At 41.0% G+C, this 22,052-nt stretch carries 29 protein-coding genes; 8 read left to right on the forward strand and 21 right to left on the reverse strand.

Annotated elements, in window-relative coordinates:
• Positions 1–7: 7 nt before the first annotated feature.
• The 4 genes from NSU13_RS09725 to cdaS form a co-directional block, all read right to left on the reverse strand.
• On the reverse strand, positions 8–886 hold the full coding sequence (locus NSU13_RS09725; protein WP_034280579.1) for a MoxR family ATPase: 879 nt from the start codon (positions 884–886) through the stop codon (positions 8–10).
• 89 nt (positions 887–975) lie between these two features.
• Positions 976–1,554, reverse strand: coding sequence for a superoxide dismutase family protein (locus NSU13_RS09730; RefSeq protein WP_034280578.1), 579 nt, complete (start codon positions 1,552–1,554; stop codon positions 976–978).
• Between the two features lie 78 nt (positions 1,555–1,632).
• On the reverse strand, positions 1,633–2,952 hold the full coding sequence (locus NSU13_RS09735) for a peptidoglycan endopeptidase (RefSeq protein ID WP_041117706.1): 1,320 nt from the start codon (positions 2,950–2,952) through the stop codon (positions 1,633–1,635).
• Positions 2,953–3,354: 402 nt separating this feature from the next.
• Complete coding sequence (cdaS, locus tag NSU13_RS09740) at positions 3,355–3,981, reverse strand: sporulation-specific diadenylate cyclase CdaS (RefSeq protein WP_144496162.1); 627 nt, start codon at positions 3,979–3,981, stop codon at positions 3,355–3,357.
• An 82-nt stretch (positions 3,982–4,063) separates the two neighbouring features.
• On the opposite strand from cdaS, the gene NSU13_RS09745 reads away from it, so the two are divergent.
• Together NSU13_RS09745 and NSU13_RS09750 are read left to right on the forward strand one after the other, a co-directional pair.
• Complete coding sequence (locus tag NSU13_RS09745; RefSeq protein WP_008359993.1) at positions 4,064–4,189, forward strand: hypothetical protein; 126 nt, start codon at positions 4,064–4,066, stop codon at positions 4,187–4,189.
• Positions 4,190–4,248: 59 nt separating this feature from the next.
• A complete protein-coding gene (locus NSU13_RS09750; protein WP_342489486.1) occupies positions 4,249–5,610 on the forward strand; it encodes an MATE family efflux transporter in 1,362 nt (453 codons plus the stop codon).
• Between the two features lie 45 nt (positions 5,611–5,655).
• On the opposite strand, the gene bshB2 is transcribed toward NSU13_RS09750, so the two are convergent.
• The 4 genes from bshB2 to rarD all read right to left on the reverse strand — a co-directional run bounded on the left by bshB2 (position 5,656) and on the right by rarD (position 7,958).
• Complete coding sequence (bshB2, locus tag NSU13_RS09755; RefSeq protein WP_024422693.1) at positions 5,656–6,321, reverse strand: bacillithiol biosynthesis deacetylase BshB2; 666 nt, start codon at positions 6,319–6,321, stop codon at positions 5,656–5,658.
• Positions 6,322–6,339: 18 nt separating this feature from the next.
• Positions 6,340–6,690, reverse strand: a complete 351-nt coding sequence (locus NSU13_RS09760) for a YojF family protein (RefSeq protein ID WP_008359999.1) — start codon at positions 6,688–6,690, stop codon at positions 6,340–6,342.
• Positions 6,687–6,968 carry a hypothetical protein gene (locus tag NSU13_RS09765; protein WP_024428326.1) on the reverse strand — a complete coding sequence of 94 codons (282 nt, stop codon included), beginning with the start codon at positions 6,966–6,968 and terminating at the stop codon, positions 6,687–6,689. Before NSU13_RS09765 ends, NSU13_RS09760 begins: the two co-directional genes overlap by 4 nt.
• 78 nt (positions 6,969–7,046) lie before the next feature.
• Positions 7,047–7,958 carry an EamA family transporter RarD gene (rarD, locus tag NSU13_RS09770; RefSeq protein ID WP_048239421.1) on the reverse strand — a complete coding sequence of 304 codons (912 nt, stop codon included), beginning with the start codon at positions 7,956–7,958 and terminating at the stop codon, positions 7,047–7,049.
• A gap of 86 nt (positions 7,959–8,044) precedes the next feature.
• On the opposite strand from rarD, the gene NSU13_RS09775 reads away from it, so the two are divergent.
• Complete coding sequence (locus NSU13_RS09775; RefSeq protein WP_024428325.1) at positions 8,045–8,518, forward strand: Hsp20/alpha crystallin family protein; 474 nt, start codon at positions 8,045–8,047, stop codon at positions 8,516–8,518.
• A gap of 41 nt (positions 8,519–8,559) precedes the next feature.
• On the opposite strand, the gene NSU13_RS09780 is transcribed toward NSU13_RS09775, so the two are convergent.
• Positions 8,560–8,778 carry a hypothetical protein gene (locus tag NSU13_RS09780; RefSeq protein ID WP_024422697.1) on the reverse strand — a complete coding sequence of 73 codons (219 nt, stop codon included), beginning with the start codon at positions 8,776–8,778 and terminating at the stop codon, positions 8,560–8,562.
• Positions 8,779–8,853: 75 nt separating this feature from the next.
• Complete coding sequence (locus NSU13_RS09785) at positions 8,854–9,186, reverse strand: winged helix-turn-helix transcriptional regulator (protein ID WP_024428324.1); 333 nt, start codon at positions 9,184–9,186, stop codon at positions 8,854–8,856.
• 138 nt (positions 9,187–9,324) lie between these two features.
• Between NSU13_RS09785 and NSU13_RS09790 the strand changes: the two genes are divergently transcribed.
• The 3 genes from NSU13_RS09790 (at position 9,325) to NSU13_RS09800 (ending at position 11,877) form a co-directional block, all read left to right on the forward strand.
• The gene (locus NSU13_RS09790) at positions 9,325–9,942 is read left to right on the forward strand and encodes a nitroreductase family protein (RefSeq protein ID WP_024428323.1); all 618 of its coding nucleotides are present in this window, start codon (positions 9,325–9,327) and stop codon (positions 9,940–9,942) included.
• A 238-nt stretch (positions 9,943–10,180) separates the two neighbouring features.
• Complete coding sequence (locus tag NSU13_RS09795) at positions 10,181–10,384, forward strand: DUF3311 domain-containing protein (protein WP_024422700.1); 204 nt, start codon at positions 10,181–10,183, stop codon at positions 10,382–10,384.
• On the forward strand, positions 10,384–11,877 hold the full coding sequence (locus NSU13_RS09800) for a sodium:solute symporter (RefSeq protein WP_041117714.1): 1,494 nt from the start codon (positions 10,384–10,386) through the stop codon (positions 11,875–11,877). Before NSU13_RS09795 ends, NSU13_RS09800 begins: the two co-directional genes overlap by 1 nt.
• A 39-nt stretch (positions 11,878–11,916) precedes the next feature.
• Here the strand turns inward: NSU13_RS09800 and NSU13_RS09805 are convergent, their stop codons facing one another.
• The gene (locus NSU13_RS09805; RefSeq protein WP_041117716.1) at positions 11,917–13,302 is read right to left on the reverse strand and encodes a S41 family peptidase; all 1,386 of its coding nucleotides are present in this window, start codon (positions 13,300–13,302) and stop codon (positions 11,917–11,919) included.
• Positions 13,303–13,452: 150 nt separating this feature from the next.
• Between NSU13_RS09805 and NSU13_RS09810 the strand changes: the two genes are divergently transcribed.
• Positions 13,453–14,151 carry a class I SAM-dependent methyltransferase gene (locus NSU13_RS09810; RefSeq protein WP_211043333.1) on the forward strand — a complete coding sequence of 233 codons (699 nt, stop codon included), beginning with the start codon at positions 13,453–13,455 and terminating at the stop codon, positions 14,149–14,151.
• Between the two features lie 92 nt (positions 14,152–14,243).
• Positions 14,244–14,495, forward strand: a complete 252-nt coding sequence (locus tag NSU13_RS09815) for a hypothetical protein (RefSeq protein WP_142945805.1) — start codon at positions 14,244–14,246, stop codon at positions 14,493–14,495.
• Between the two features lie 50 nt (positions 14,496–14,545).
• Here NSU13_RS09815 and NSU13_RS09820 read toward each other — a convergent pair whose 3' ends face one another.
• The 10 genes from NSU13_RS09820 to NSU13_RS09865 form a co-directional block, all read right to left on the reverse strand.
• Positions 14,546–15,376: a M15 family metallopeptidase gene (locus NSU13_RS09820; RefSeq protein WP_024422705.1), complete on the reverse strand. Its 831-nt coding sequence runs from the start codon at positions 15,374–15,376 to the stop codon at positions 14,546–14,548.
• 68 nt (positions 15,377–15,444) lie between these two features.
• A complete protein-coding gene (gene deoD, locus NSU13_RS09825) occupies positions 15,445–16,140 on the reverse strand; it encodes a purine-nucleoside phosphorylase (RefSeq protein ID WP_012010274.1) in 696 nt (231 codons plus the stop codon).
• A 112-nt stretch (positions 16,141–16,252) separates the two neighbouring features.
• Positions 16,253–16,570: a hypothetical protein gene (locus NSU13_RS09830; RefSeq protein WP_034280548.1), complete on the reverse strand. Its 318-nt coding sequence runs from the start codon at positions 16,568–16,570 to the stop codon at positions 16,253–16,255.
• A gap of 54 nt (positions 16,571–16,624) precedes the next feature.
• Positions 16,625–17,233 carry a phosphatase PAP2 family protein gene (locus NSU13_RS09835; RefSeq protein ID WP_046311514.1) on the reverse strand — a complete coding sequence of 203 codons (609 nt, stop codon included), beginning with the start codon at positions 17,231–17,233 and terminating at the stop codon, positions 16,625–16,627.
• A 50-nt stretch (positions 17,234–17,283) separates the two neighbouring features.
• Positions 17,284–17,454 carry a YozD family protein gene (locus NSU13_RS09840; RefSeq protein WP_065214722.1) on the reverse strand — a complete coding sequence of 57 codons (171 nt, stop codon included), beginning with the start codon at positions 17,452–17,454 and terminating at the stop codon, positions 17,284–17,286.
• A gap of 250 nt (positions 17,455–17,704) precedes the next feature.
• Positions 17,705–18,385 (reverse strand): hypothetical protein, encoded by a 681-nt coding sequence (locus NSU13_RS09845; protein ID WP_024422708.1) that lies wholly within the window; start codon positions 18,383–18,385, stop codon positions 17,705–17,707.
• 142 nt (positions 18,386–18,527) lie between these two features.
• Positions 18,528–18,752: a YozE family protein gene (locus tag NSU13_RS09850; RefSeq protein ID WP_024422709.1), complete on the reverse strand. Its 225-nt coding sequence runs from the start codon at positions 18,750–18,752 to the stop codon at positions 18,528–18,530.
• 79 nt (positions 18,753–18,831) lie between these two features.
• The gene (locus tag NSU13_RS09855) at positions 18,832–19,113 is read right to left on the reverse strand and encodes a YokU family protein (protein ID WP_012010281.1); all 282 of its coding nucleotides are present in this window, start codon (positions 19,111–19,113) and stop codon (positions 18,832–18,834) included.
• Positions 19,114–19,115: 2 nt separating this feature from the next.
• On the reverse strand, positions 19,116–20,516 hold the full coding sequence (ablA, locus tag NSU13_RS09860) for a lysine 2,3-aminomutase (RefSeq protein ID WP_034280543.1): 1,401 nt from the start codon (positions 20,514–20,516) through the stop codon (positions 19,116–19,118).
• Positions 20,517–20,634: 118 nt separating this feature from the next.
• Positions 20,635–22,011, reverse strand: coding sequence for a sigma-54-dependent Fis family transcriptional regulator (locus tag NSU13_RS09865; RefSeq protein WP_046311516.1), 1,377 nt, complete (start codon positions 22,009–22,011; stop codon positions 20,635–20,637).
• Between the last annotated feature and the right edge of the window lie 41 nt (positions 22,012–22,052).

The raw sequence follows: 22,052 nt of genomic DNA on the forward strand, positions 1-22,052 counted from the left end.
TAGAACCTCACTCGAATAATGTTTGGGCGATATTTCTTACCGCTGCTTTTTCCCGGTCATCTTCCAGCTTTTCAACAATGCCTCGTTCAACGGCACGAAGCGGCGGGATGTATTGCGCAAGATCACAAGTATCTAGAAGCGCGCGGATGGATGCTGCTTCTTCACTCACCTGTCCGTTATGAGCTTGTGTAATAAGGTCTGATGAGAGCTGAACGAATTGATCAATTAACCGCTCATCCTTTAAAACAGATTGAGATTGCAGTACATCTTTCAGGATACCGCCGCCGATATATGGAACGTCAATGACCACAAAACGGTTTTTTAACGCTTCATTTAGAGGCACTGTGCCGACATATCCTTCATTGATTGCCGCAATGACCCCAAAGCCTTCTTCTGCTTTAACAACCTCACCTGTAAATGGGTTTGTCATCATTTTTCTGTAGTCGAGTACACCATTTAAAATAGGCAGTGTTTCTGGCTTCGCCATGTTGATTTCATCAATATATAAAAGATGGCCTTTTTTCATTGCTTTTGTCACAGGTCCTTCAATGAATTCAATCGAAGCCACCTGACCATCATTGTGGATGGTTTTATAGCCAATCAAGCTTTCAGCATCAAGATCAACCGAGCAGTTCACACTGTGCATCGGCTGCTGAAAGAAAGCGGATAATGTTTCTGCTAGTTTGGTTTTACCTGAGCCGGTCGGCCCCTTTAAAAGAACGTTTTTTCCTAGTGCTAATGCAATCATGGCATCTTGAATGATAGAAGTATCCTGTGATTCATAGCCGCCTGTTCCAATAAGTGGACGAAATTCTTCTTCCAGCACTTTTGCTTTTGCTTTAATCATTGCTTGAATTTCTTCTGGGAGTGATTGTTCGTTAAACATGTATGATTAATTCCTCTCTTCGATCATTTTCCTCACCAAGTATACTAAAAAAACCTTTATGCACTCAATACATAAAGGTTAGACTTCTGTTATTTTGCCATTTCTTTTGTTATCGCTCCGCAAGCGATACGTTTTCCTGAGTTACCAGAAGGGTTACTTAAGTAATCATCTGCTTCTGCATGAATGATAAAGCTTCGCCCATTTTGATCGATTAATTGATTCGGGCCTCCCTTTAACATCACATCTGGTACGTTCACAACCACATCAATTTGTCCATCTGCTCCTACCTCTAAATTAGGCATATCTCCAGCATGGTGCCCCTTTGGATTGTCAAAACCATGCTCTCTATGGGTTGGATTAAAGTGAGCTCCTGCCGTTTCAAAATCTGGCGTTTCACATATTCCTGTTTCATGAATATGAAAACCGTGAGGACCTGGTGGCAGCCCTTTCGCTTTCACATGCAGATCCAGCCCATTTTCTGAGGACTCTCTTATTTCAATGCTTCCTATTTTTTGCCCGCTTTCGTTTATGAGTGGCGTCGTGACTGGTGCTTGTTTAGGTGCTGAAACTTCGCTTGTTTCTTCGGTCGTTTCTTTTTTCGGCGGTGCATGACATGCTGATGCGGTAAAGATCAAACATATCATGATCATCCACACTGACTTTTTCATTTATAACTGCCCCCTTTTGTTATCAGTATGGACAATCACAGCAGCTGGCAAACAAAAAAAGCCGAAAATCGGCTTTTTTTAGAAGAAACGTTTTGCACCTAAGTAGGCTTTTTTCCAATATGGGTTGCTTAAGTTCGAAATTCCTACTCCATTGTCACTTGCATGAAGGAAATCTCCTCCGCCAAGGTATAGTCCCATATGAGAAGGGCCTGCTTTGTACGTTGTAAAATAAACAAAATCTCCAACTTGTGGTGTGCTTACAGGCGTCATCATATTCCAGTAGCCAGCTGTGCTTAATCTGGATACAGATGAAACTTTGTTAATGAGATAGTAAACAAAGCCGCTGCAGTCAAATCCTGCTGGTGTATTACCGCCCCATCTGTAAGGAACGCCTGTCAGCTTTTTCCCCTCTTGAATCATTGTCGTGATCTTTGCATTCATTGGTACATCATTTTTGTTATTGTCGACTGGCTTTGTTGAACCGTTAGACGTAGAGCCATTCGATCCAGTTGAACCGGAAGCTGCACCATTGATTTTTAATACTTGTCCAATTCTAAGCACATCACTTTTTAAGTTGTTGGCTGTGCGGATTGATTGAACCTGTACTTTGAATTGATTCGCAATTTTCCATAACGAATCACCTGATTTTACAGTATAAGATGTTGTTTTCCCGCTAGAAGACTGGTTACTGTTTGAATTGCTTGGTTTAGTAGGTTTCGGCTGACTTGGTTTTGATGCAGCCGTCCCTTTTACTTTCAATACTTGATTTGGATAAATCATATCAGATTTTAATCCGTTCAATGTTTTGATTTCACCAATCGACATATTTAGCGAATTCGCAATTTTCCAAAGTGAATCCCCTAATTTAACCTTGTATGTACTTGATGATGAACTATTTGAATTCGTTGTCTTATTGCTTGAGCTGGAATTTGAAGATGAGTTTGAATTTGATGACTGGTTTCCGCTCGTCTTCGTGCTGCCAGATACCTTTAGCTTTTGACCAGGACGAATCAGGTCGCTGTTTAAGCTGTTTAGGCTTTTTAAGCTCGCAACTGACATTTTATGATTTTTTGCAATCAGCCATAAAGAATCGCCAAGCTTTACAGTATAGCTGGAAGTCTTTGAAGCACTTGATTTCGTTGCTTTTGACCCTGTTGATGAACTGGATTTCTTGCTTTTTTCGCCAGGAATTTTCAAGCTTTGTCCTGCAAAAATCATTGTCGTTTTTAATTGATTAAGAGATTGAAGCTCCGAAATACTTGTATTGTACTGTTCGGCAATCTTCCAAAGTGAGTCACCGCTTTTCACCTTGATCGTCTGTGCTTCTGCCGGTGCAGCAAACACAGCTGAGCCAGCGATCGCTGAAACTGTGAGGCCGGTTACTACTTTTTTCTTCATAGAGGAATCTCCGCCTTTCATGATTTTGTTCAATAAGACTTATGTACTAGTTTTGAGTTTAGCATTTAATGGTTCTGCTTCTCTTGCACTATTTTATCTTTATTTCTATTATATTACTCGACATGAAGACGTTGGGCAATAACAAATAGGCTAAAGCAGCCAACTCAAAATGCTAAAACAAAGCCATATCGTTTCTATCGGCTGTTTGTTGTATTTATAAACATTTTTTAAGGAATTTTTAAGTTGACGTTTAGAAATTTGTCAAAACAAGCACGCTGCTAGTTTCATAGTTCTATTCTACATGACAAATTTTTCTGTATCAAATGACTTTTTACTTAATTGGCTGATTTTTCTCCTCAAATAAAAAAGCATCCTTCCGAATGAAGAATGCAGCGTTCGTTATTATTTTCTTATTTCCGGATCTTTTACGGTAAGCGGGTAAAGCACGCCTTCTTTCGCAAACGACATTTTTCCCGTTTCTTCTGACACGACAAGAACAAGTGCATCGGTCATACCAGAGAGTCCGATCGCTGCCCTGTGCCTTGTGCCAAGCGAAGGACTCACTTTTTCCGATGTAAGCGGCAGCACATTTGCAGCAGAGACAAGTGTATTTTCTTTGACTAAAAGAGCACCGTCATGCAGTGGATTTCCCGGATAGAAAATGCTTTCTATTAAGGAAGCACTAATTTTCGCATGAAGGTTTGTCCCTTTTTGAATAAAATCCTCAACCTCATCGCGTCTTTGAATCACAATGAGTGCTCCATGCTTTTGTTTTGATAAATTCTCAATGGCTAAAGAAAATTGAGCAAATCCTGGTGTGAATTCTTCCATATACGCTTGTAAATAAAACGACGAGGCCTCTGCATGCATTTCATTAAACTGATCATGCAATGCTTCGAGATCACAAAGTAAACACTGCTCTGTTTCATCAAGAGAATCAATGATGTCACTTGCATCCTTCATAATGTTCATTAAATGTGTTCTCATCCCGGCTTTAAATATCACTTCTTCGTTCGTCCGATGGATCATCTGATCTTTTCCCTCCTTCTTTCGCTTGTTGTTATAAAATAGCAAATTGTGCACATTCTATTTGTATGGAGGTGAGCTTAATATGACCATTCAGAAAATCATCCAATATGCTTGCAGCATTTTAGGTGTTGTCAGTCTTTCTTTTATTTATGCCCAAATGTTTAAAAAAACGAAGCCATCTAAGAAAAATAATCCGACGGAGAATTGATTTTTTTACATAGCATGATATAATTCCTCTCGTTATTTCTGTTCAGAGAGGAACTTATGATGAGAGAAACGAATAGCATTCGAGCAAAGCTGACACTATTTTTAACCATTTTGATTCCGATTTTAATCACCCAAGCAGGTCTTTCGCTTATTACCTTTTTAGATACGGTGATGTCTGGAAAAGTGAGTGCAGAAGACCTTGCGGGTGTTGCGATCGGTTCTAGTATTTGGACACCTGTTTATACGGGACTTGCCGGGATTTTGATGGCCGTTACTCCGATTGTGGCTCAGCTGATGGGCGCTGGGCATAAAGAAGATGTTCCCCGGGCTGTCTTTCAGGCGATTTATTTATCCTTTCTTTTAAGTATCGCTGTGATTGTCATTGGTACGATCAGCGTTCCTTACATACTAGGAGGACTTGGACTCGAGCACTCTGTAGAGGATATTGCCCGGCATTTTCTCAGCTTTCTTGCTTTTGGCATCATTCCGCTGTTTGGTTATTCGGTGCTAAGGTCATTTATTGATGCATTAGGGAAAACACGTGTGACAATGTTCATCACGCTCACAGCACTTCCTATTAACTTTGTTTTAAATTACGTATTGATTTTTGGGAATTTTGGCTTTCCAAAGCTTGGGGGCGCGGGTGCCGGTCTTGCATCTGCAATGACGTACTGGGCGATTTTCATCATGAGTATTTGTATTGTCATTAAAGCAGAACCATTTGCCTCATTTCGTTTGTTTCAAAAACTGCCTCGAATGAATATCTCCCGTATAGGGCAAATACTGAAAATTGGCCTTCCTATCGGGTTTGCGATCTTTTTTGAAACGAGTATCTTTGCAGCAGTGACGCTATTAATGGGGCACTTTGATACCATTACTATCGCCAGTCACCAAGCAGCGATGAACTTTGCTTCTATTCTTTATATTTTACCGCTTAGTATCTCAATGGCGTTAACGATCGTTGTTGGGTTTGAAGCGGGGGCTAAGAGGTATAAAGACGCGCAAAGCTACAGCTATATCGGCATTGGAACGGCGGTATTATTCTCATTATGTACGGCGGCCCTCATCTTGCTATTCAGACCAGAGATCGCTGGTTTATATACAGCTGAATCAGCTGTTTTACAAATGACACAGCACTTTTTGATTTACGCGATCTTTTTCCAGCTGTCAGATGCGATTGCTGCACCCATTCAAGGGGCTCTGCGCGGCTATAAAGATGTGAATTATACGCTGATTGCTGCTTTTGTCTCTTACTGGGTCATTGGTCTTCCTGCCGGTTATCTCATTGGCACATATACCTCCTTTGGGGCGTTTGGTTATTGGATCGGACTGATTGCCGGGCTTGCCGCAGGCGCCATCGTCCTCTTTATCCGTCTCAGATTGATTCAAAAACGTCAACTCAGGCATGTATCGAATCACTAAATACAACACAAAAAAGCAGCTGACATAGATCAGCTGCTTTTTTGTTTAGTCATTCCATTGATACGTCCAGAAAATTTCTTCATCAAACCATTTTTGGACAACTGGTTCTTTGTTTTTCAGCTTTTGTTCAAGCTCTCTCAGCATGCCCTCTGTTTGCGTTCTATGCGCTCTCAGTGCATTTAATTTGATATCTGCAACATCTGTAATATCAATCACAATATCCGCATGTCCAAGTACTTCTTCTCTATTTTTCGTAATGGCCATGCAGTATGTGACAGGACGGTCTTCTTTTTTCTTGCGGTAAAGAGCACGAATCACAGCTTCACCTGTCGCATCATGATCAGGATGTACACCGTGTCCTGGATAAAACGTCACAATGAGTGTCGGTTTGACTTCATCAATGATGGTTTCCATCACATCTGCTAAATACTCGTCGTCTTCAAATTCCAATGTTTTATCACGCAGGCCAAGCATACGTAAGTCTGTGATATCCATTTCTTTACAGGCATTGATTAATTCCTGTTTTCTTAATTCAGGAAGTGTTTCACGGTTCGCATATGTTGGGCTTCCCATATTTCTGCCCATTTCTCCAAGTGTCCCGCATGCATATGTGACGGGAATTCCGCGTTTTCTGCTTTGTGCAATGAGACCAGCAACCCCAAAAGATTCATCATCGGGGTGAGGCAGCATCACTAGTACATGTTCGTTCATGACTTGTCACCCTTTCTTCTACACCTGAAATGGTGTTTCACTAATTTGTAATGAAATCGCTAGTTTGCCGTCTGGCAAGTGTCCAGCTAATAGCAAGCGGCCTTGGTCATCAAACACATAATCGGTTAATCCTTCTGCGTAAATCCAGCCATCTTCTGTTTTCATTCCAACACGGTATGGACCTTGTCCTTTTATTTTCGCCTGTGAATAGACGACTTTCGCGTTGCGGATATACGCAACAACCGTCATATTTTGTTCATTTACATGAGCTGAATAAGAACCAGTTGTCGTTTCAAGATGAACGAAGACTGGACGATTTAAAAACGATTCAAGATGTGCTGTGACATCTTCCGTTTGAATTGGTTTCATGAGTGGTTCCTTCCTTCATTTTGAATTAATTCTCGCAGCTTTTTCGTATGTAAGCTGATCAACTGCAGCTGATGATCATGCTTAAGCTCACTTTCTAAAATTCTCTCCACAGCAAGCACATACTTTTGGTGTAATGATTTCCTTGCCCGCGGATGTGTTCGTGCATCAAGTAAATCATCACATATGGCCTCGTGTAAAGAAGACATATCATCAACATCAAGCTGACGATTTTTCCATAAAGATTGATAGGCGGCTGCAAGCTCATGAGCTGACGACATATGATCACCTCTACAGTTTTGGTAACAATTTATTATGACATGATCCGCCTGCAAAAAAAAGCAAACTGCTCGTTTGGCTTAATGAGAATTCGCTGTTTTTTTCATGCGTAATTGAGAGGTGGTAAACAGTAAAATCGCCACCCAAATACAAAGGAATGTCACAATTTTAGCTGCGGATAAGTGTTCGTGATAGACAAACAGCCCTAAAAACAGCGTAATTGTCGGTGCAATGTATTGCAAAATGCCCACTTGATAAAGTGGAATTCTTTTTGCGCCTTCTGAGAATAAAAGAAGCGGCACGGCTGTAAAAACGCCTGCAAAAAATAAGAGACCGAGCGACCCGAAGCTGTTAGGATTCATAGTCACGACAGGTTCTTTTAAGAAAAATAATAAGTACACAAGTGCAGCCGGTGCGAGAAGCAGCGTTTCAATCGTCAAACCAATCGCGCTCGTGAAGCTCATCCTTTTTTTAATCAAACCATAAAAGCCGAAGCTAAGAGCTAATAAGAAAGCAACGACAGGAAATGACCCGTATTGAACTGTTGAAAGGATCACACCAAATGCGGCAATGAGGATGGCAATGGTTTGCAATTTATTTAGTCGTTCTTTTAAGAAAATAATGCCTAATAGAACGGATACAAGCGGATTAATATAGTACCCTAAACTTGCTTCTAGCATAAGACCATGATTGACTGCCCAAATGTAAACATACCAGTTGACCGAAATTAAAATAGCAGATAAAAGTAATGAAAAAAATGCTTTACCATCCAGTATGAGACCCTTCACTGTCTGCATTGCTGGGCGGACTTGTTTTAAATACAAAAGAATACCGCACATAAACACAAATGACCATAAAATTCTGTGCGCTAAAATTTCGCCTGACGAAATATGCTCCATCAGCTTCCAATATAACGGGAATAAGCCCCAGAGTGTAAAAGATGCTGCCGTGTAGAGAACACCTTTTGATTGCTGTTCGTTCAATGTAACCATCCCTTTCTAAATCTAACGTATATTATAGCACGCACGCAGGCGAATGGGCATATACTAATTCAGGGCATTTAGAAAGGATGATTCACATGTTTGACTGGAACCGATTATTCCCTTTTCAAAAGCAGTTCTCAAAAGAAGCCTTAAAGAATTCAGATCCTAAAGACGTTGAGCAGTATGTCAATCAAGTCATGGAAAGTGTATTCGGCTCCAATTATCCTGCTCAGTTCCCATTTCAGGACCCCCTTTCTCAAAATCAAAAAACGAGAGAAACTGATGCCGAAAAAGAAAAAGAGCCAGAAGTCGAAGTGTTCGAGACGACTGATCATGTGTTTGTCAAAATTGAACTTGCTCGTCCGAACACAGAAAAAGTCAAAATCAAACATACAGCCAATCTGCTATTTATTGATCATTTTCCTGAAGAAGGGACGCAGAAGAAAGTCGTTCTCCCTGCTGCTGTGAAACGAAAAGGAACGAAGGCGTCGTATCAAGACGGTATATTGGAAATTATGTTTTTAAAGCATGATGATCCAGGAATTTCTGAAATTGATATTCCATTATAAAAAGCCTGCTTTAAGAACGGAAGCAGGCTTACTCTTTTTTCTTAATAGTATGGTGGATATCCGCCGCCATATGGTGGTGGAGCAGGCGGTGGTGGCGGCGGGTAATATGGACGGGGATAATTAAAAATCGCACTTCCTAGAAATCCGCCAAGCAGTCCGCCGACTAAAGGAGCGCCAAAACCAAAAAACAAAGGGACTCTGGATTCATATGGCGGAATGCCAGGGGCGCCGCCTCGAAAATACGGAGTATGAGGGTACATGCATTTCTCCTCCTTTGTCATGTGCCTAACATCAGCATATTCATCAGGAGTCAAAATGTTTGGGCAAACCTGAAACTAGGCTTGCTCCTTTTTCCCGTGTGAGTCTGTATACTCGCCTGCCCACCGAGATACCTCATGAAACACATCATGTAACGCATTCCCTTTTTCAGTTAAACTGTAAATGACTTTGACAGGCGTCTCAGGCAGGACGGTACGCTCTATAATCCCTTCTTGCTCGAGCTCTTTTAAACGCTCTGCGAGCATTTTTTGACTGATCGACGGGATCGTGTCTGTGAGGTCTTTAAAACGCTTTGGTCCATCAAGCAATACATGTATAATGAGACCGTTCCACCTTTTGCCTAGGAGTAAAAAAGCTTGCTGAATGTGTGGACATAATTGGAATTCCATAAATTTCAGCCTTTCTTTTCATGATTGTTTGACAAACTAACGGTGTACAATTTAAAATAACTCTAGTTACAATAAGTAAGTTTCTCACTTTTTAGTTATTGTACCATATTATTTGCAAAAACGGGAGGAAATATCCATATGGCGACCGATCAAAAAACAATTGACATCTTAAAACAAAGAGCTTCAGTAAAAGAGTATGATACTTCTCATGAAATGACAAAAGAAGAGTTAACAGAGCTTCTTGAAATCACAACAAAAGCACCATCTGCTTGGAACCTTCAGCATTGGCATTTCACTGTTTTCCATAGTGCTGAAGCAAAAGCAAAATTACTTCCAATCGCTTACAACCAAAAGCAAGTATCACAGGCATCAGCTGTTATTGCAGTTCTAGGTGACCTTGAAGCTAACCAAAATGGCGAAAAAATCTACAGTGAGCTGGCAGAACAAGGCTTCATTACTGAAGACATTAAAGAAACATTGATGACTCAAATCAATGGCGCATACCAAAGCGAGCAATATGCACGCGAAGCAGCGTATTCAAATGCTTCATTAGCTGCTATGCAATTAATGATTGCGGCAAAAGCAATGGGCTATGATACATGTGCAATGGGTGGTTTCAGTAAAGACGCTTACATCAAAGAATTCAATGTAAGCGGCCGCTACGAGCCGGTTATGCTGATTTCAGTTGGTAAAGCAGCGAAAGAAGCTCATAAAAGCAATCGTTTCGACATCGAAGAAGTATCTGATTTCCTTTAAAAATTGGAAAAGCCTCAGCCTTTATGCTGGGGCTTTTTTATTTGCTTTAAATATTATTTCTACATACTTTCTTTCACCTTCCCCCTCTTTACATCTTCACTCTTTCTCCTTTGACAAGAATGAAAGCGTTATATTAGTATGATATTCACCAAAATGATTGTTTTTTCTGAAAATGGTCTTGTGATCTAATCTGACAACTGCTATTATTATGAAATTACAAAATATTCAGGAGGAAATCATGAACAAAAAATTGATGCTGGCACTACTTATCGCGATTCCATTCATCGGACAGCTCGCATTGCTGCCTTTTGCAAATCGCATTCATCCATTTGTCATCGGCCTGCCCTTTTTCCACTTCTGGCTCTTGCTATGGATTGTACTCACACCAATTTGCACATTTATCATTTATAAGATGCAACATTCAAATGGAGGAACTGACTAATGCAAGGAAATTTAACAGCTTTATTGATTACTGCAAGTATTATTCTCATCGTCGTGGTCATCGGATTTGCCGCTGGTCGTGACAAATCATCAAGACAGTCAGTAGAAGAATGGTCTGTCGGCGGAAGAAAATTTGGCGGACTGCTCGTCTGGTTCCTCGTTGGCGCAGACTTATATACAGCTTATACCTTTTTAGGGCTTACAAGTACAGCTTATACAGCTGGAAGCGTCGCTTTTTTCGCTATTCCTTATTCCGTCCTAGCTTATTTTATTGCTTATTTCTTTTTACCGAAACTATGGACTGTTGCGAAAAATCACAACCTTACAACACTTGCCGATTATGCACGTGAGCGGTTTGACAGCAAGCTGTTATCCAGTTTGATTGCGATTGTTGGAGTACTTATGCTGATTCCTTATATTTGTCTTCAGCTGAGCGGGATTCAAGATACGTTAACTGTCGCTGGAACTAGTTATATTAATGTGAATGCAGTTGTTATTATTTCATTTATTTTAGTCGCACTTTATACATTTTTCAGTGGTATTAAAGGTCCTACATATACAGCCATTATTAAAGATATTCTCGTTTGGGTGATCATGCTGTTTATGGTCGTTTCACTGCCGATCATTCATTTTAACGGCTGGACACCGATGATGAATACGTTAGCCAAAGAAGCACCTCAGCTTCTAACGATCCCTGAAGGCGGTCCTAAAGGCATTTTATGGTTTATTACTGCTTCAGGCGTTTCTGCTCTTGCTTTGTTTATGTGGGCACACGCAGCAACTGGGGTTTTTACAGCCAAAAGCGCAGATGCCATCCGTAAAAACAGTATGTTTTTGCCTCTTTATAATATTGTATTGATTTTGGTCATCTTCCTTGGATTTATTGCTTTTTTAGTCTTACCAGAAGATACAAATCCAAGATTTGCTCTTCTTCATTTAATTCAAACATCATATGGCGGCGTGATGCAGGGGCTCGCTTATTCAACGATTGCACTGGCTTCCCTCATTCCATGCTCCATCATGGCCATTGGCGCATCAAATTTATTTGCCAATAATTTATACCGTGACTTAATTCATCCGAATGTGTCACCTAAAAGATTGACCATCATTACACGTTCGATGGTGTTTATCGTCATCGGGCTCGCTCTTTTGTTCGGGATGCTGTTCCCAACTGCACTTGTCACGCTTCAGCTCATTGGTGTTTCAGGAATGGTTCAAATCTTCCCAGCTATTGCCATCAGCTTATTCTGGAAAAAACAATCGAGAGAAGCAACGATTGCCGGGTTAGTCATTGGAATCATCGTTACCTTTACAGCGAATATCTCACAAGTCACGTTCGGCCTTTATGAAGGTTTTCTTGGGTTACTAGCAAACGTCGTCGTCATCTTGATTTTGAATCCATTCTTCCAAAACAAGGTCACATCCAATTCTGTCATGAATGATCTATTTGAAAAGGATCATGAAAAAACAGAAGCGCTCACAAACGAAGTGTAAGGATAAGAAAAAGCAGTCCCCTGATGAGGACTGCTTTTTTTATTTCATCTCTTTTTTCAAGACTTCAATGGCTTTTTTCATTTGTGTATCGTTGTTCTTTAGCTTATCTTGGATCTTTGTCATCAGAACGGTCGTTGTATCTCCTGTCAGAATACCGTCTGATTTGAGATCGTTGTCTGTTTGGAAGCTTTTGACGATAGACTGGAATGCTTGATCGTACTCACCGTTTGCTTTTGCTTTGTAGCCAAGCGCTTGGAACATTTTTTGAGCTGCTTTGACTTCATCTCCATTGTCATTTAGCTCATATGATTTTTTCGGGCTTAAGTAAGGCAGCTTTGCATAACTCGGAAGAGCTGCTTTGACCTGTGGTTCGATACCTTTTTTGTGGATCCAAGAACCGTCTGGTGTCAGCCATTTTGCAATGGTTAACTTGACACTAGAACCATCATTATAGTTTTGCGCATTTTGAACAGTTCCTTTGCCAAATGTCTTTTCACCCACAATTTGAATGCCTGAAGATTGGTGCAGAGCCGCCGCCATGATTTCAGCAGCGCTGGCTGATCCTCCATTTACAAGGACAACTGCCGGCTGATGGACTTTGCGTTCTTTTTCAGCCTTGTACACTTGTTTCTTCCCTTTTTCTTCAACCTGCATGATGACTTTTCCTTTATCAATAAAGTCATTGCTCATTTCAATGGCTTCTGTCATGATGCCGCCTGGATTATCTCTCAGGTCAATGACAAAACCTTTTGCCCCTTTTTTCTCGAGGTCATCAATTGCTTTATCCAGCTCTTTCGATGTGGTTTCAGCAAAGGACGTAATTTGGATTTCTCCTATTTTGTCTTTTGTGAGTTTTGCATACACCGTTTCAAGCGGAATCGTGTCTCTTGTGATGGTCACATCTACATTACCGACTCCTTGACGATTGAGATGCAGCTTAACATCCGTTCCTTTTTTCCCTCTAATGAGAGAGACTGCTTTATTGACCGACATTCCTTTGGTGCTTTTTCCATCCACTTTTAAAATATGATCATGAGGTTTCAAACCAGCTTTTTCAGCAGGAGAGCCTTTAATCGGTGCGACAATTAAAATTTGTCCATCCTTCTCTTCTACTTGTGCACCAATTCCTTCAAATGAAGAAGAAATGGTATTGTTAAATCCTTCGGCTTCCTCCTGATCCATATATGTAGAGTATGGATCATCAAGTGATGCAATCATTCCTTGGATCGCACCATCTACTAGTTTTTGATCATCCGTTTTTTCGTAATACTCATCCTTTACCTTCGTATACGCAGCCATGAGTTTACTAAACTTCTCGTCTCCTGAGACGCTGACAGCACCTTGTTTTGTGATCACAAATGTAATCGCTGAGGACAGTGCAGCAGTCACCAGAATGGCTACCACGAACTTCATTTGTTTTTTCAAAAAAACACCACCTTTATCTCCTTTCATTATTATCAAGGACGATGCTTCATCCGTCAACCAAAGGATCAACTTCTATTTGAAAAGATAAGCCATTTGCCCCTCTATTGCATAATCTTTAGAGAGGAACAGGATAAGGAAAGAAGGGATTATATGAGTGATTATGTAGAAATGCTTGCTTATTTTGGCGTATCAGGTGCCCATCCTGGCGGAATTGAGTTAACAAAAACGATGATTGAGCATATAAAACTGCCGCCTCATGCACGAATACTTGACGCTGGATGCGGTACAGGACAGACCGCCGCCTATTTAGGAAATATAGGTTATCAGGTGGAGGCCATTGATACGCATCCATTGATGATTGAAAAGGCGAACCTGCGATTCAAACGGGAGGAACTGCCGATCCGTGCTTTAGAGGCATCCATTGAGCAGCTGCCCTTTCCAGATCAAGCGTTCTCTCTACTCATCAGTGAATCTGTTTTAAGCTTTACCAAACTGCCTGATGCACTAGCTGAAATCAAACGTGTGCTTGCTCCTGGCAGTCAACTGATTGCAAATGAAGCTGTGTTAAAAGCCCCTCTTACGCCTGAAGAGCTTGCAGCGGTTCGGAATTTTTACGGCTTCCACTCGCTCTTGTCGCTTGAAGAATGGAAGGAGCAGTTAACCGAAGCGGGCTTCCGTGACATTCAGATTCTCTCATTCGATGAACATATGGGGCAGGAGGAGCCGACAGAGATGGAATTATCTGAACACATACCCCCTTCTCTTTACGAAACGCTGCAAACACACTACGATCTCATTCAAGCACACCGAAAGCAGCTAAGTCACATTCTATTTGAATGTACCGTATAAAATGAGCGAATCTCCTATATGTTTTGTCCAAACTCTATGAAGTCTCTCGCATAGGATAAGAGTGAATAGAGTTTGTCATAAGGAGGAAAAACATGGAGCGCTACTACAAGCTTTGTCAGCAGCACATGGGGAAAGTCGCTAGAATCACTGATCGTAATGGCAGAGTTCATGTCGGACGCATTGAGCGTGTGACAAACCGCAAAGTTTATATTCGTCCAATCGGCGGGTCTCGCGGGGGCTTTGGCTTTGGCTATTGGGGCGGATATTATGGCTGGGGTGCAGCGTATGGCATCGGCCTCGGTTTCATTACCGGCTTCGCATTAGCAGGATTGTTCTTTTTTTAAAAGAAGAATAAGAGAAGGCCTCCCGAATAGCTGGGAGGCCTTTTACTTGTTTAGATTTTCTTTACTTTGTTCATGTATTCTTCAAATGTTAAATCGTGATCATGCATCGCTTTTGCGGCTTCTTTTCCAACATAGCGCAAATGCCACGGCTCATATTCGTATTTCGTAATGTCTTCTTTTCCTTTTGGATAACGGATGATAAAGCCATATTTATAGGCGTTTTTAGCCACCCATTTGCCATCTGGTGTTTCACCAAACTTTTCAGAGATCTCAAAGCCGGCACTTTTTGACGAAATGTCCATGGCTAAACCTGTTTGATGTTCACTTTCGCCGGGTAAAGCGACTGCTTCTTGTGCTTTTTCTTTGCCTTTTAATTTGACCTCACTATCAAAAATGACTTTTTGACGGTCATAGGAGCGATAGCCAGATACTGCAGCAAGCTCGAAGTTTTCCTTTTTTGCACCTTTGAATAACTTCTCAAGCGCTTCCGCTGCTTCTTTGCGGATATATCGCTTTTCAATATCTTCCGAAAAAGAGAATTCTACTTTTGGTACAACGAGATCAGAAGGTTTATAGGTTCCTGGTAATGCATATTCTTTGTTGACAAGTGCTAGCACATTTTCAGGATTTTGAATGGTTTTCAGACCGCTCACAACCTTGATGTCATTGAAATATTCACTCTTTAACGTCAGCTCTTGATTCGATGAATCTGCCTTATCGTTTGAGTTGTGCTGGGGAGATGAACTTGCTGCGTTTTTTTGTTCGTTTGTTTTGTTTGATTCAGATGTACCGCTTTTTTGATCCAGCAACTGGCAGCCTGATAGCGCAGCTGTCAAACCAAGAATCGATGCGATTGAGAGTATTTTGTAGCTTTTCTTCATGACATACCTTCCTTTTGCTCTTCTAAAAAAATAAAGATGCGCTACATTGTAGCACACCCTTTATACTATTATAAAACGGAGTCTAGCGCAATTAAGATCATTTCATCAAACGTTGTTTGACGCTCTTCAGCTGTTGTTTCTTCTCCTGTTAGAACGTGATCACTCACAGTCAAAATTGATAACGCTTTTCGATCAAATTTTGCTGCAAGAGAATAAAGAGCGGTTGTCTCCATTTCGATCGCTAGGATACCATATTGAGCCATGAGCTCAAGTGGTTTTTCATTGTAAAATTGGTCTGCTGTAAATACATTTCCGACACGTACAGCGACATTTTTTGCTTCTGCCGTGTCGTAGGCTTTCTTGAGCAGGCCAAAATCAGCGCATGGCGCATAATCAATCGGTCCAAATGCCACACGATTCATTTGTGAATCTGTTGATGATGTCTGGGCTAAAATGACGTCACGTACATTGACATCTCTTTTGATGGCTCCGCAAGATCCAACGCGAATTAAGTTTTGAACATCATAGCTTTGAATGAGTTCATTCACATAAATCGAAATAGACGGTACGCCCATCCCAGTGCCCTGTACAGAAACACGTTTTCCTTTATAGGTTCCAGTATAACCATACATTCCGCGCACTTCGTTATAGCACTCAACATCTTCTAAATATGTATCTGCAATATATTTCGCACGCAGCGGATCGCCTGGCAGCAATACCGTTTCTGCAATTTGTCCTTTTTCTGCTCCAATATGTACACTCATTTTTTAGCCTCCACTTACGTTTACTATGTATTTTATCCTATTTATTATAAACGATTGAGCTAAAAAAAGAAAATACCAGCTGAATCTCAAGCTGGCATCATCAATCATCTATTTAACTTATCGTCATCATTCGTTCACTGCGTTTCCACCCTGCCGGAGAGAGCTGATAATAGCACTTCCCCTTTTTCTTATCATCAATCACAACAATATCACCTGTTGTGATAAACCGCGCATTGTAATCATTAGGGACTGTATCATGTACATTAAATGTCGAGAATGCTTTTTCCAGTACATCAAGGTGTGTTCTGCCGCCAATCTTTGTCCGGTACACAGGCAGATGCCCGCTTGCAGCGCCATATTCAGGTGTCTGATAAATGGTTAAGTGAAATGCTGAAGGTTTCTTTTGAAAAAATCTCAACGTCAATTGCATTCAAATCCCTCCCCTTTTATATAAAATTGGCTGGGATCTGTCAATTTCCTTCTTCTATTTTTGTCGAATGACAGGCAATCTTTCGTCAATCTTTTTACAAATGAGAAATAAAGCGAGTCCTATCGCAAAGCCTCCTGCAACATCTGTCAAATAATGCACCCCGATATACATCCGGCTGATGCCAATGGCCAGAATGCAAAGCCCTGTGATCAAATAGACGATTTTTTGTCTTTCTTTCAGCCATGGGATCATTTCAACTAATAGATAAGCCATAAAAGGGTATATGGTGGCTGCATTCATCGAATGTCCGCTCGGAAAGCTGTAATACGTTTCACCTACAAGGTGATCAAAGGCCGGACGCTCTCTAGCAAACAGCCCCTTTAATTCATGATTGATTGTTTTTTCTGTGAGATATAGTAGAAAAAGCATCATGATAGAGTAGTAGCGCTTATACATAAACAAGACCACACTAAAAATGAGCATGATTGGAACGAGCAGCGCGCTGATGCCTAAGTCCGTCAAAGCCAGCATGACATCATTTAAAAAAGGGAGTCTGATGCTTTCAAACCATAAGATGATCTGGTTGTCCAAATCTTGAAAAGCCCCAGATACCATGAGCGCAGCAATGGCGCCAAATAAAATGAAAAGATATAGGATGTACACGCGAAAGATTCCCCTCCCTCTCTCTTCAGAATCTCTTCAAAGTATAGTACCTACCACGCCTCTTCTTCAACTATCATTGCTTTTTTCAGCATATATTCAAATGTAATGTCGGCCAGCTCAAATGTTTCAAGCTCAGCAGGTATGTACCCTCTTTTGATCAGCTCCACGTAGAAGAACTCCGCAATTTCCTCTGTATCAATCACCAAATCTGCTTCTTTCATTGCATTCCGCCTCCTTTTTTATGATGTATGAACGCCGGCTGTTTTTTATTACAGTTTGTCATAATGGCTCATTCCATACATATAAATGCAGTAAACAAAAAGAAAAGGGGCTTGAGGCAATGAAATGGTTAAGCATATTAGATGGAGAAACTTTTGATCAGGTGATGGGCCGTATCTTGAGGGGATGGTTTTATGTGATTGCATTTTTCTGTGTGCCTTATTTTTTATTCGTGTTAGGACAAGTCTTTCTTTAACCAAAATGTTCGTGTAAACTTTCCAAAATAAAATCCATCATATCCTTATATTCTGGATCTTTGAAAAATTCATAGAGAATTTTATAATCGTTATAAATATCAAGAAGCTCATCCACTATAGATACAGCCAGAAATTCAAGTGAAGATTCGCTTTCTTGTTTCTCTTCCAGCTGCAATAGAGCCGTTTGGACCATATCTTCTTCTAACTCTTTTGAGGTTTCTCCGACGTAATGCACAAAAAGAAGCTGATGAACAAACTGGTCCATCTCATATTTTCTTAGGACAAGCGTTAAATCTTCCTCTTCTGTTTCCAGCCACTCTCCGTCTTTCAGCCTCGTGAGTTCGTAAATGACATCTTCCCAGCCATCTTCAAGGTAGCGCCAAATTTCAGTCCGATGACCGATGATTTTAAACAGCTCTTTTCCGTAATCTTTTACATATACAACATCGCCAATGAGGAACTCATATTCAATGTCCAGCTTTTCTGTATCGACAATCACTCCGCTATACTCATCGTAAAGCTGAAGTGATGTTTCAAAATAAAGCACCTCATTATGATTGACCTCATATAAATAGTGCTGGTCAATTTGATGGACTTTTGTAATCGTTCCGACTGTGCCGTACATGACAACGACGACAATATCCCCTACTTGATATTTTGGTGCTTTCGCCTTCATTCTGTCTCCCCCTTGCCCGACTTTTGGTCTTAACGTATCGTATGCCGGCGCAAGGAATTCTGCATGGGCAACCACACCATGCAAAACGCCATTTTATTTCTCATGAAAAAACCGCTTCTCCATCCGGATAAGCGGTTGTGTGTTATTTTTTTTTGACTTCTACTTCGTATTGCTCAAACGCTTCGTCAAATGTTGTCATTGAGCTTAAATAATCACCATTTAATTCTAAATAAGCGCACAGCTCATGATAATCTGTGGAAGCTTTAGGAAAGCTGTGATCCTCGTACGCAGCATTTGCGAAATGGCTGATTTCATCTTTCGGTTTTGGATGTCTGAACTTCATTAAATAATGGTAAAACGACTTCACCTGTTTTTCCCTCCGCGACACACTATTTTGTTGTTATATTATACAGCAATTTGATGACTTGTATAGGCAGAGGTACAACTTATGATGAAAAGTCAAAGTAATTTCGTTTTAATAACCGCTCCATGCTCATTAATTCTTCATAGGAGATTTTTTCTGGAAGTTTTGTCTGATCCACTAAAATTAATTGATCTTCAATCTCTTTGACCGTCTCATCCTTTTGATAGGTCATCCCGCAGTGCGTGCAGGAAATGGATGGCGTTTCGATGATTTCAATTGATTGTGTGCCCGTGATCAGTTCCCAATAGACTGTTGTCTGCTCCGCATTTGCTTTATTTTCCTCACACCAATCACATGTCAGCAAGGCTATTTCTCCTCCTTTACGGTTTGTTCTTTTTTGAGCTGCGCTTGATATTTCTTCTCTTTTAATTCATCTCGTTTTTCACGTTTGTTTTTAAGTGTGTCGTGCTCAGGATTTGTCTCATATGCTTCTCTACGTTTCATTCGGCTTAAATTCTCAGGCGTAAACGATCTCGCTTCATCCTCTAATAGTGCGGTAATACCAATTGCCGGTTCTTGTTTCTCTTCATAAATTTCATTAAAATACGCATCTGCCTGGCCTGCGACGTAATGCTCTGGTTCTGGATAAGAGGTGATGACACCTTCAAAGTTACGAAGGACGACTTTGTCAGGGCTTTGCGATAATAAATAATTTGGCTGTAAAGCAATTTTCCCTCCGCCTCCTGGCGCATCTACTACAAAGCTTGGTACTGCATAACCACTCGTATGTCCTCTTAAGCCTTCAATGATTTCAAGCCCTTTTGATACCGGCGTTCTAAAGTGGCCAATGCCCTCAGATAAATCACATTGATAAATATAATATGGTCTGACCCGAATCTTCACAAGATCGTGCATCAGCTTCTTCATAATCGGCACACTGTCATTAATACCTGCAAGGATGACGGCCTGATTCCCTACAGGAACACCGGCATTCACAAGACGTTCGCACGCTTCTTTTGCTTCTTTTGTGATTTCAATACTTGTATTGAAATGGGTGTTCAGCCAAACTGGGTGATATTTTTTCAAAATCTCGCACAGCTCATCTGTAATACGCTGCGGAAAGACAACCGGCGCGCGGGTTCCAATCCGAATGATCTCAACGTGCGGAATATCCCGTAAGTTTTTCAAAATGTATTCAAGCACTTGATCATTGATTAACAGCCCATCTCCGCCAGAAATTAACACGTCCCGCACCTCAGGTGTTTCTCTAATATATCCAATTGCAGCATCTAACTGCTTTTTCGGCACACCCATACCAATCTGGCCGGAAAAACGTCTTCTCGTACAATAACGGCAGTACATGGAGCACTGATTTGTCACAAGAAACAGTACACGATCTGGATATCGGTGCGTGAGCCCCGGGACAGGTGAGTCCTCATCTTCATGCAGCGGGTCTTCCAGATCATATTTTGTTTTATGAAGCTCTTCTGCAATTGGCACAGATTGCATACGTATTGGACATCTTGGATCGTCTGGATTCATCAGTGAGGCATAGTAGGGTGTAATGTTGAGTGGAATGGTTTTAGTGGAAATCTTCACCCCTTCTCGTTCCTCTTCTGTTAAGTTTACGATTTTTTCTAAATCCTCAAGCGTTTTCACAGTATGCGTCAGCTGCCAAATCCAGTCGTTCCACTTTTCCTCAGGTACATCCTTCCAAAGCTCAATGTCCTTCCAGTGACGTGCCGGTTCATACAATTTCTGATTCAGATCCATTCCCCCTATCAGCATTCACTTTATACTATGCAAGTTATGTGCCAACATGGGAAAATGCCCCTATTCTTTACAAAAGGAGCTTTTACCCGTCATATTCAATTGGATGTTGTGCCTATATTTCGGCATCTGCATATTTCTTTAATTTATATTGCAGCGTTTGTCGAGGAATTTTTAAAGCAGCGGCGGTTTTTTTAATATTTCCATTATGCTGATGTAAAGCTTCTTGAATCAATGTTTGTTCAAATGAAGACACTTGATTTTTTAAGGAGGATTCAGATGTTTCTTTTTCCAGCTTTTGCTCACGTAAATGAGCCGGAAGGTATAGAGGGATGATCTCTTCCGCTTCCTTTGGCATCATCAACACGGCATGCTCTATCGTATGTTTTAATTCTCTAACATTCCCAGGCCAGTGGTGCGCCATAAACAATCGTTCCGTTTCTTCAGAAAGGCGTGTAACGTTTTTTGAAAACTGCTGATGATAGGTTTGAATGAAGTAGCGGGATAGCAGCGTGATATCTTGCTTTCTTTCACGAAGCGGCGGGATATGAAAAGATGATACATGCAGTCTATAAAATAAATCTTCTCTTAAAATTTGCTTTTTCACTGCTTCGAATGGGTCCATATTGAGCGCAGTAATGAGCCGAACATCCACTTGAATGGATTTTGCGTCACCGATGCGGCGGACAACGCCATCCTCTAACACACGTAATAATTTCGTCTGCAGCGTGAGCGGCATCTCTTGCAGCTCATCAAGAAAAAGTGTGCCCCCATCAGCTAATTCGAAAAGTCCCTTGCGATCAAGCGCGCCCGTATAGCTCCCTTTGACAGATCCGAACAATAAACTTTCAAGTAATGATTCTGGGAGTGCTGCGCAGTTTTGCGGAATGAACACTTGATTTTTCCGGTCAGATTCATGGACAATGGCTTGAACGAGCACTTCTTTTCCTGTCCCTGTTTCCCCGTAGACAACAACTGATGATGGATAAGCAGCTGCTTTTTTTGCCCTTTCAAGCATTTCTTTTAAAAGCGGATCATTTGTTAAAAATGAAGCAAAATCATGCATTTGTACGGCCTCAGCCGCGTCTTGTGTCCGCTTTTTTTGCCCTAACCGATTGGAAAGAGCCGACAGCTTTGATACATCTTTTGCGACTTCGACCGCGCCTATTAACTCGTTATCTTCGATAATAGGCAATGTCGTGTTCACTGTTTCAATCCTTTCTCCATTTTTATTCAAATAGGTTTGCAGCGAATGATAAATGGGCTTTCCTGTTCGCAACACATGCATGAGCGTACTTGTTTTTTCAGTTAAAGAGGGATACACATCAAGGATGTACTTGCCAATCACCTCTTCTTTTTGTAAAGAGTCAAACTTAGCGGCATTATGATTGTAAAAAATCGTCATCCCTCGATCATCTACAACGTGAATGGCTTCATCAATAGCTTCTAAAATCAATTCAAACCAATCTGCTCTTTCGACAACCTTCCCCATTCTTTCCCCCTCACTTTCAGTGCCAAAAAACCGGCATCAAT

The organism is Bacillus sp. FSL M8-0049 (assembly GCF_038593355.1).
In the GTDB taxonomy this organism is placed as follows: Bacteria; Bacillota; Bacilli; order Bacillales; family Bacillaceae; genus Bacillus; species Bacillus safensis.

What these genes read in the sequence shown, in the direction of transcription:
- NSU13_RS09730 (WP_034280578.1), bottom strand. Translation starts at nt 1,554, where the DNA reads ATGAAAAAGTCAGTGTGGATGATCATGATATGTTTGATCTTTACCGCA.
- NSU13_RS09845 (WP_024422708.1), bottom strand. Translation starts at nt 18,385, where the DNA reads ATGAAGGCGAAAGCACCAAAATATCAAGTAGGGGATATTGTCGTCGTT.
- NSU13_RS09760 (WP_008359999.1), bottom strand. Translation starts at nt 6,690, where the DNA reads ATGAAACCAATTCAAACGGAAGATGTCACAGCACATCTTGAATCGTTT.
- NSU13_RS09745 (WP_008359993.1), top strand. Translation starts at nt 4,064, where the DNA reads ATGACCATTCAGAAAATCATCCAATATGCTTGCAGCATTTTAGGTGTT.
- NSU13_RS09820 (WP_024422705.1), bottom strand. Translation starts at nt 15,376, where the DNA reads ATGAAGAAAAGCTACAAAATACTCTCAATCGCATCGATTCTTGGTTTG.
- NSU13_RS09790 (WP_024428323.1), top strand. Translation starts at nt 9,325, where the DNA reads ATGGCGACCGATCAAAAAACAATTGACATCTTAAAACAAAGAGCTTCA.
- NSU13_RS09725 (WP_034280579.1), bottom strand. Translation starts at nt 886, where the DNA reads ATGTTTAACGAACAATCACTCCCAGAAGAAATTCAAGCAATGATTAAA.
- rarD (WP_048239421.1), bottom strand. Translation starts at nt 7,958, where the DNA reads ATGGTTACATTGAACGAACAGCAATCAAAAGGTGTTCTCTACACGGCA.
- NSU13_RS09840 (WP_065214722.1), bottom strand. Translation starts at nt 17,454, where the DNA reads ATGAAAGAAGCAGATTTGGTGATTGATACAGAGGAAATTGCGGAGTTC.
- NSU13_RS09815 (WP_142945805.1), top strand. Translation starts at nt 14,244, where the DNA reads ATGGAGCGCTACTACAAGCTTTGTCAGCAGCACATGGGGAAAGTCGCT.
- NSU13_RS09865 (WP_046311516.1), bottom strand. Translation starts at nt 22,011, where the DNA reads ATGGGGAAGGTTGTCGAAAGAGCAGATTGGTTTGAATTGATTTTAGAA.
- NSU13_RS09785 (WP_024428324.1), bottom strand. Translation starts at nt 9,186, where the DNA reads ATGGAATTCCAATTATGTCCACACATTCAGCAAGCTTTTTTACTCCTA.
- bshB2 (WP_024422693.1), bottom strand. Translation starts at nt 6,321, where the DNA reads ATGAACGAACATGTACTAGTGATGCTGCCTCACCCCGATGATGAATCT.
- NSU13_RS09780 (WP_024422697.1), bottom strand. Translation starts at nt 8,778, where the DNA reads ATGTACCCTCATACTCCGTATTTTCGAGGCGGCGCCCCTGGCATTCCG.
- NSU13_RS09765 (WP_024428326.1), bottom strand. Translation starts at nt 6,968, where the DNA reads ATGTCGTCAGCTCATGAGCTTGCAGCCGCCTATCAATCTTTATGGAAA.
- NSU13_RS09830 (WP_034280548.1), bottom strand. Translation starts at nt 16,570, where the DNA reads ATGCAATTGACGTTGAGATTTTTTCAAAAGAAACCTTCAGCATTTCAC.
- NSU13_RS09750 (WP_342489486.1), top strand. Translation starts at nt 4,249, where the DNA reads ATGAGAGAAACGAATAGCATTCGAGCAAAGCTGACACTATTTTTAACC.
- deoD (WP_012010274.1), bottom strand. Translation starts at nt 16,140, where the DNA reads ATGAGTGTACATATTGGAGCAGAAAAAGGACAAATTGCAGAAACGGTA.
- NSU13_RS09795 (WP_024422700.1), top strand. Translation starts at nt 10,181, where the DNA reads ATGAACAAAAAATTGATGCTGGCACTACTTATCGCGATTCCATTCATC.
- NSU13_RS09735 (WP_041117706.1), bottom strand. Translation starts at nt 2,952, where the DNA reads ATGAAGAAAAAAGTAGTAACCGGCCTCACAGTTTCAGCGATCGCTGGC.
- cdaS (WP_144496162.1), bottom strand. Translation starts at nt 3,981, where the DNA reads ATGATCCATCGGACGAACGAAGAAGTGATATTTAAAGCCGGGATGAGA.
- NSU13_RS09775 (WP_024428325.1), top strand. Translation starts at nt 8,045, where the DNA reads ATGTTTGACTGGAACCGATTATTCCCTTTTCAAAAGCAGTTCTCAAAA.
- NSU13_RS09800 (WP_041117714.1), top strand. Translation starts at nt 10,384, where the DNA reads ATGCAAGGAAATTTAACAGCTTTATTGATTACTGCAAGTATTATTCTC.
- NSU13_RS09810 (WP_211043333.1), top strand. Translation starts at nt 13,453, where the DNA reads ATGAGTGATTATGTAGAAATGCTTGCTTATTTTGGCGTATCAGGTGCC.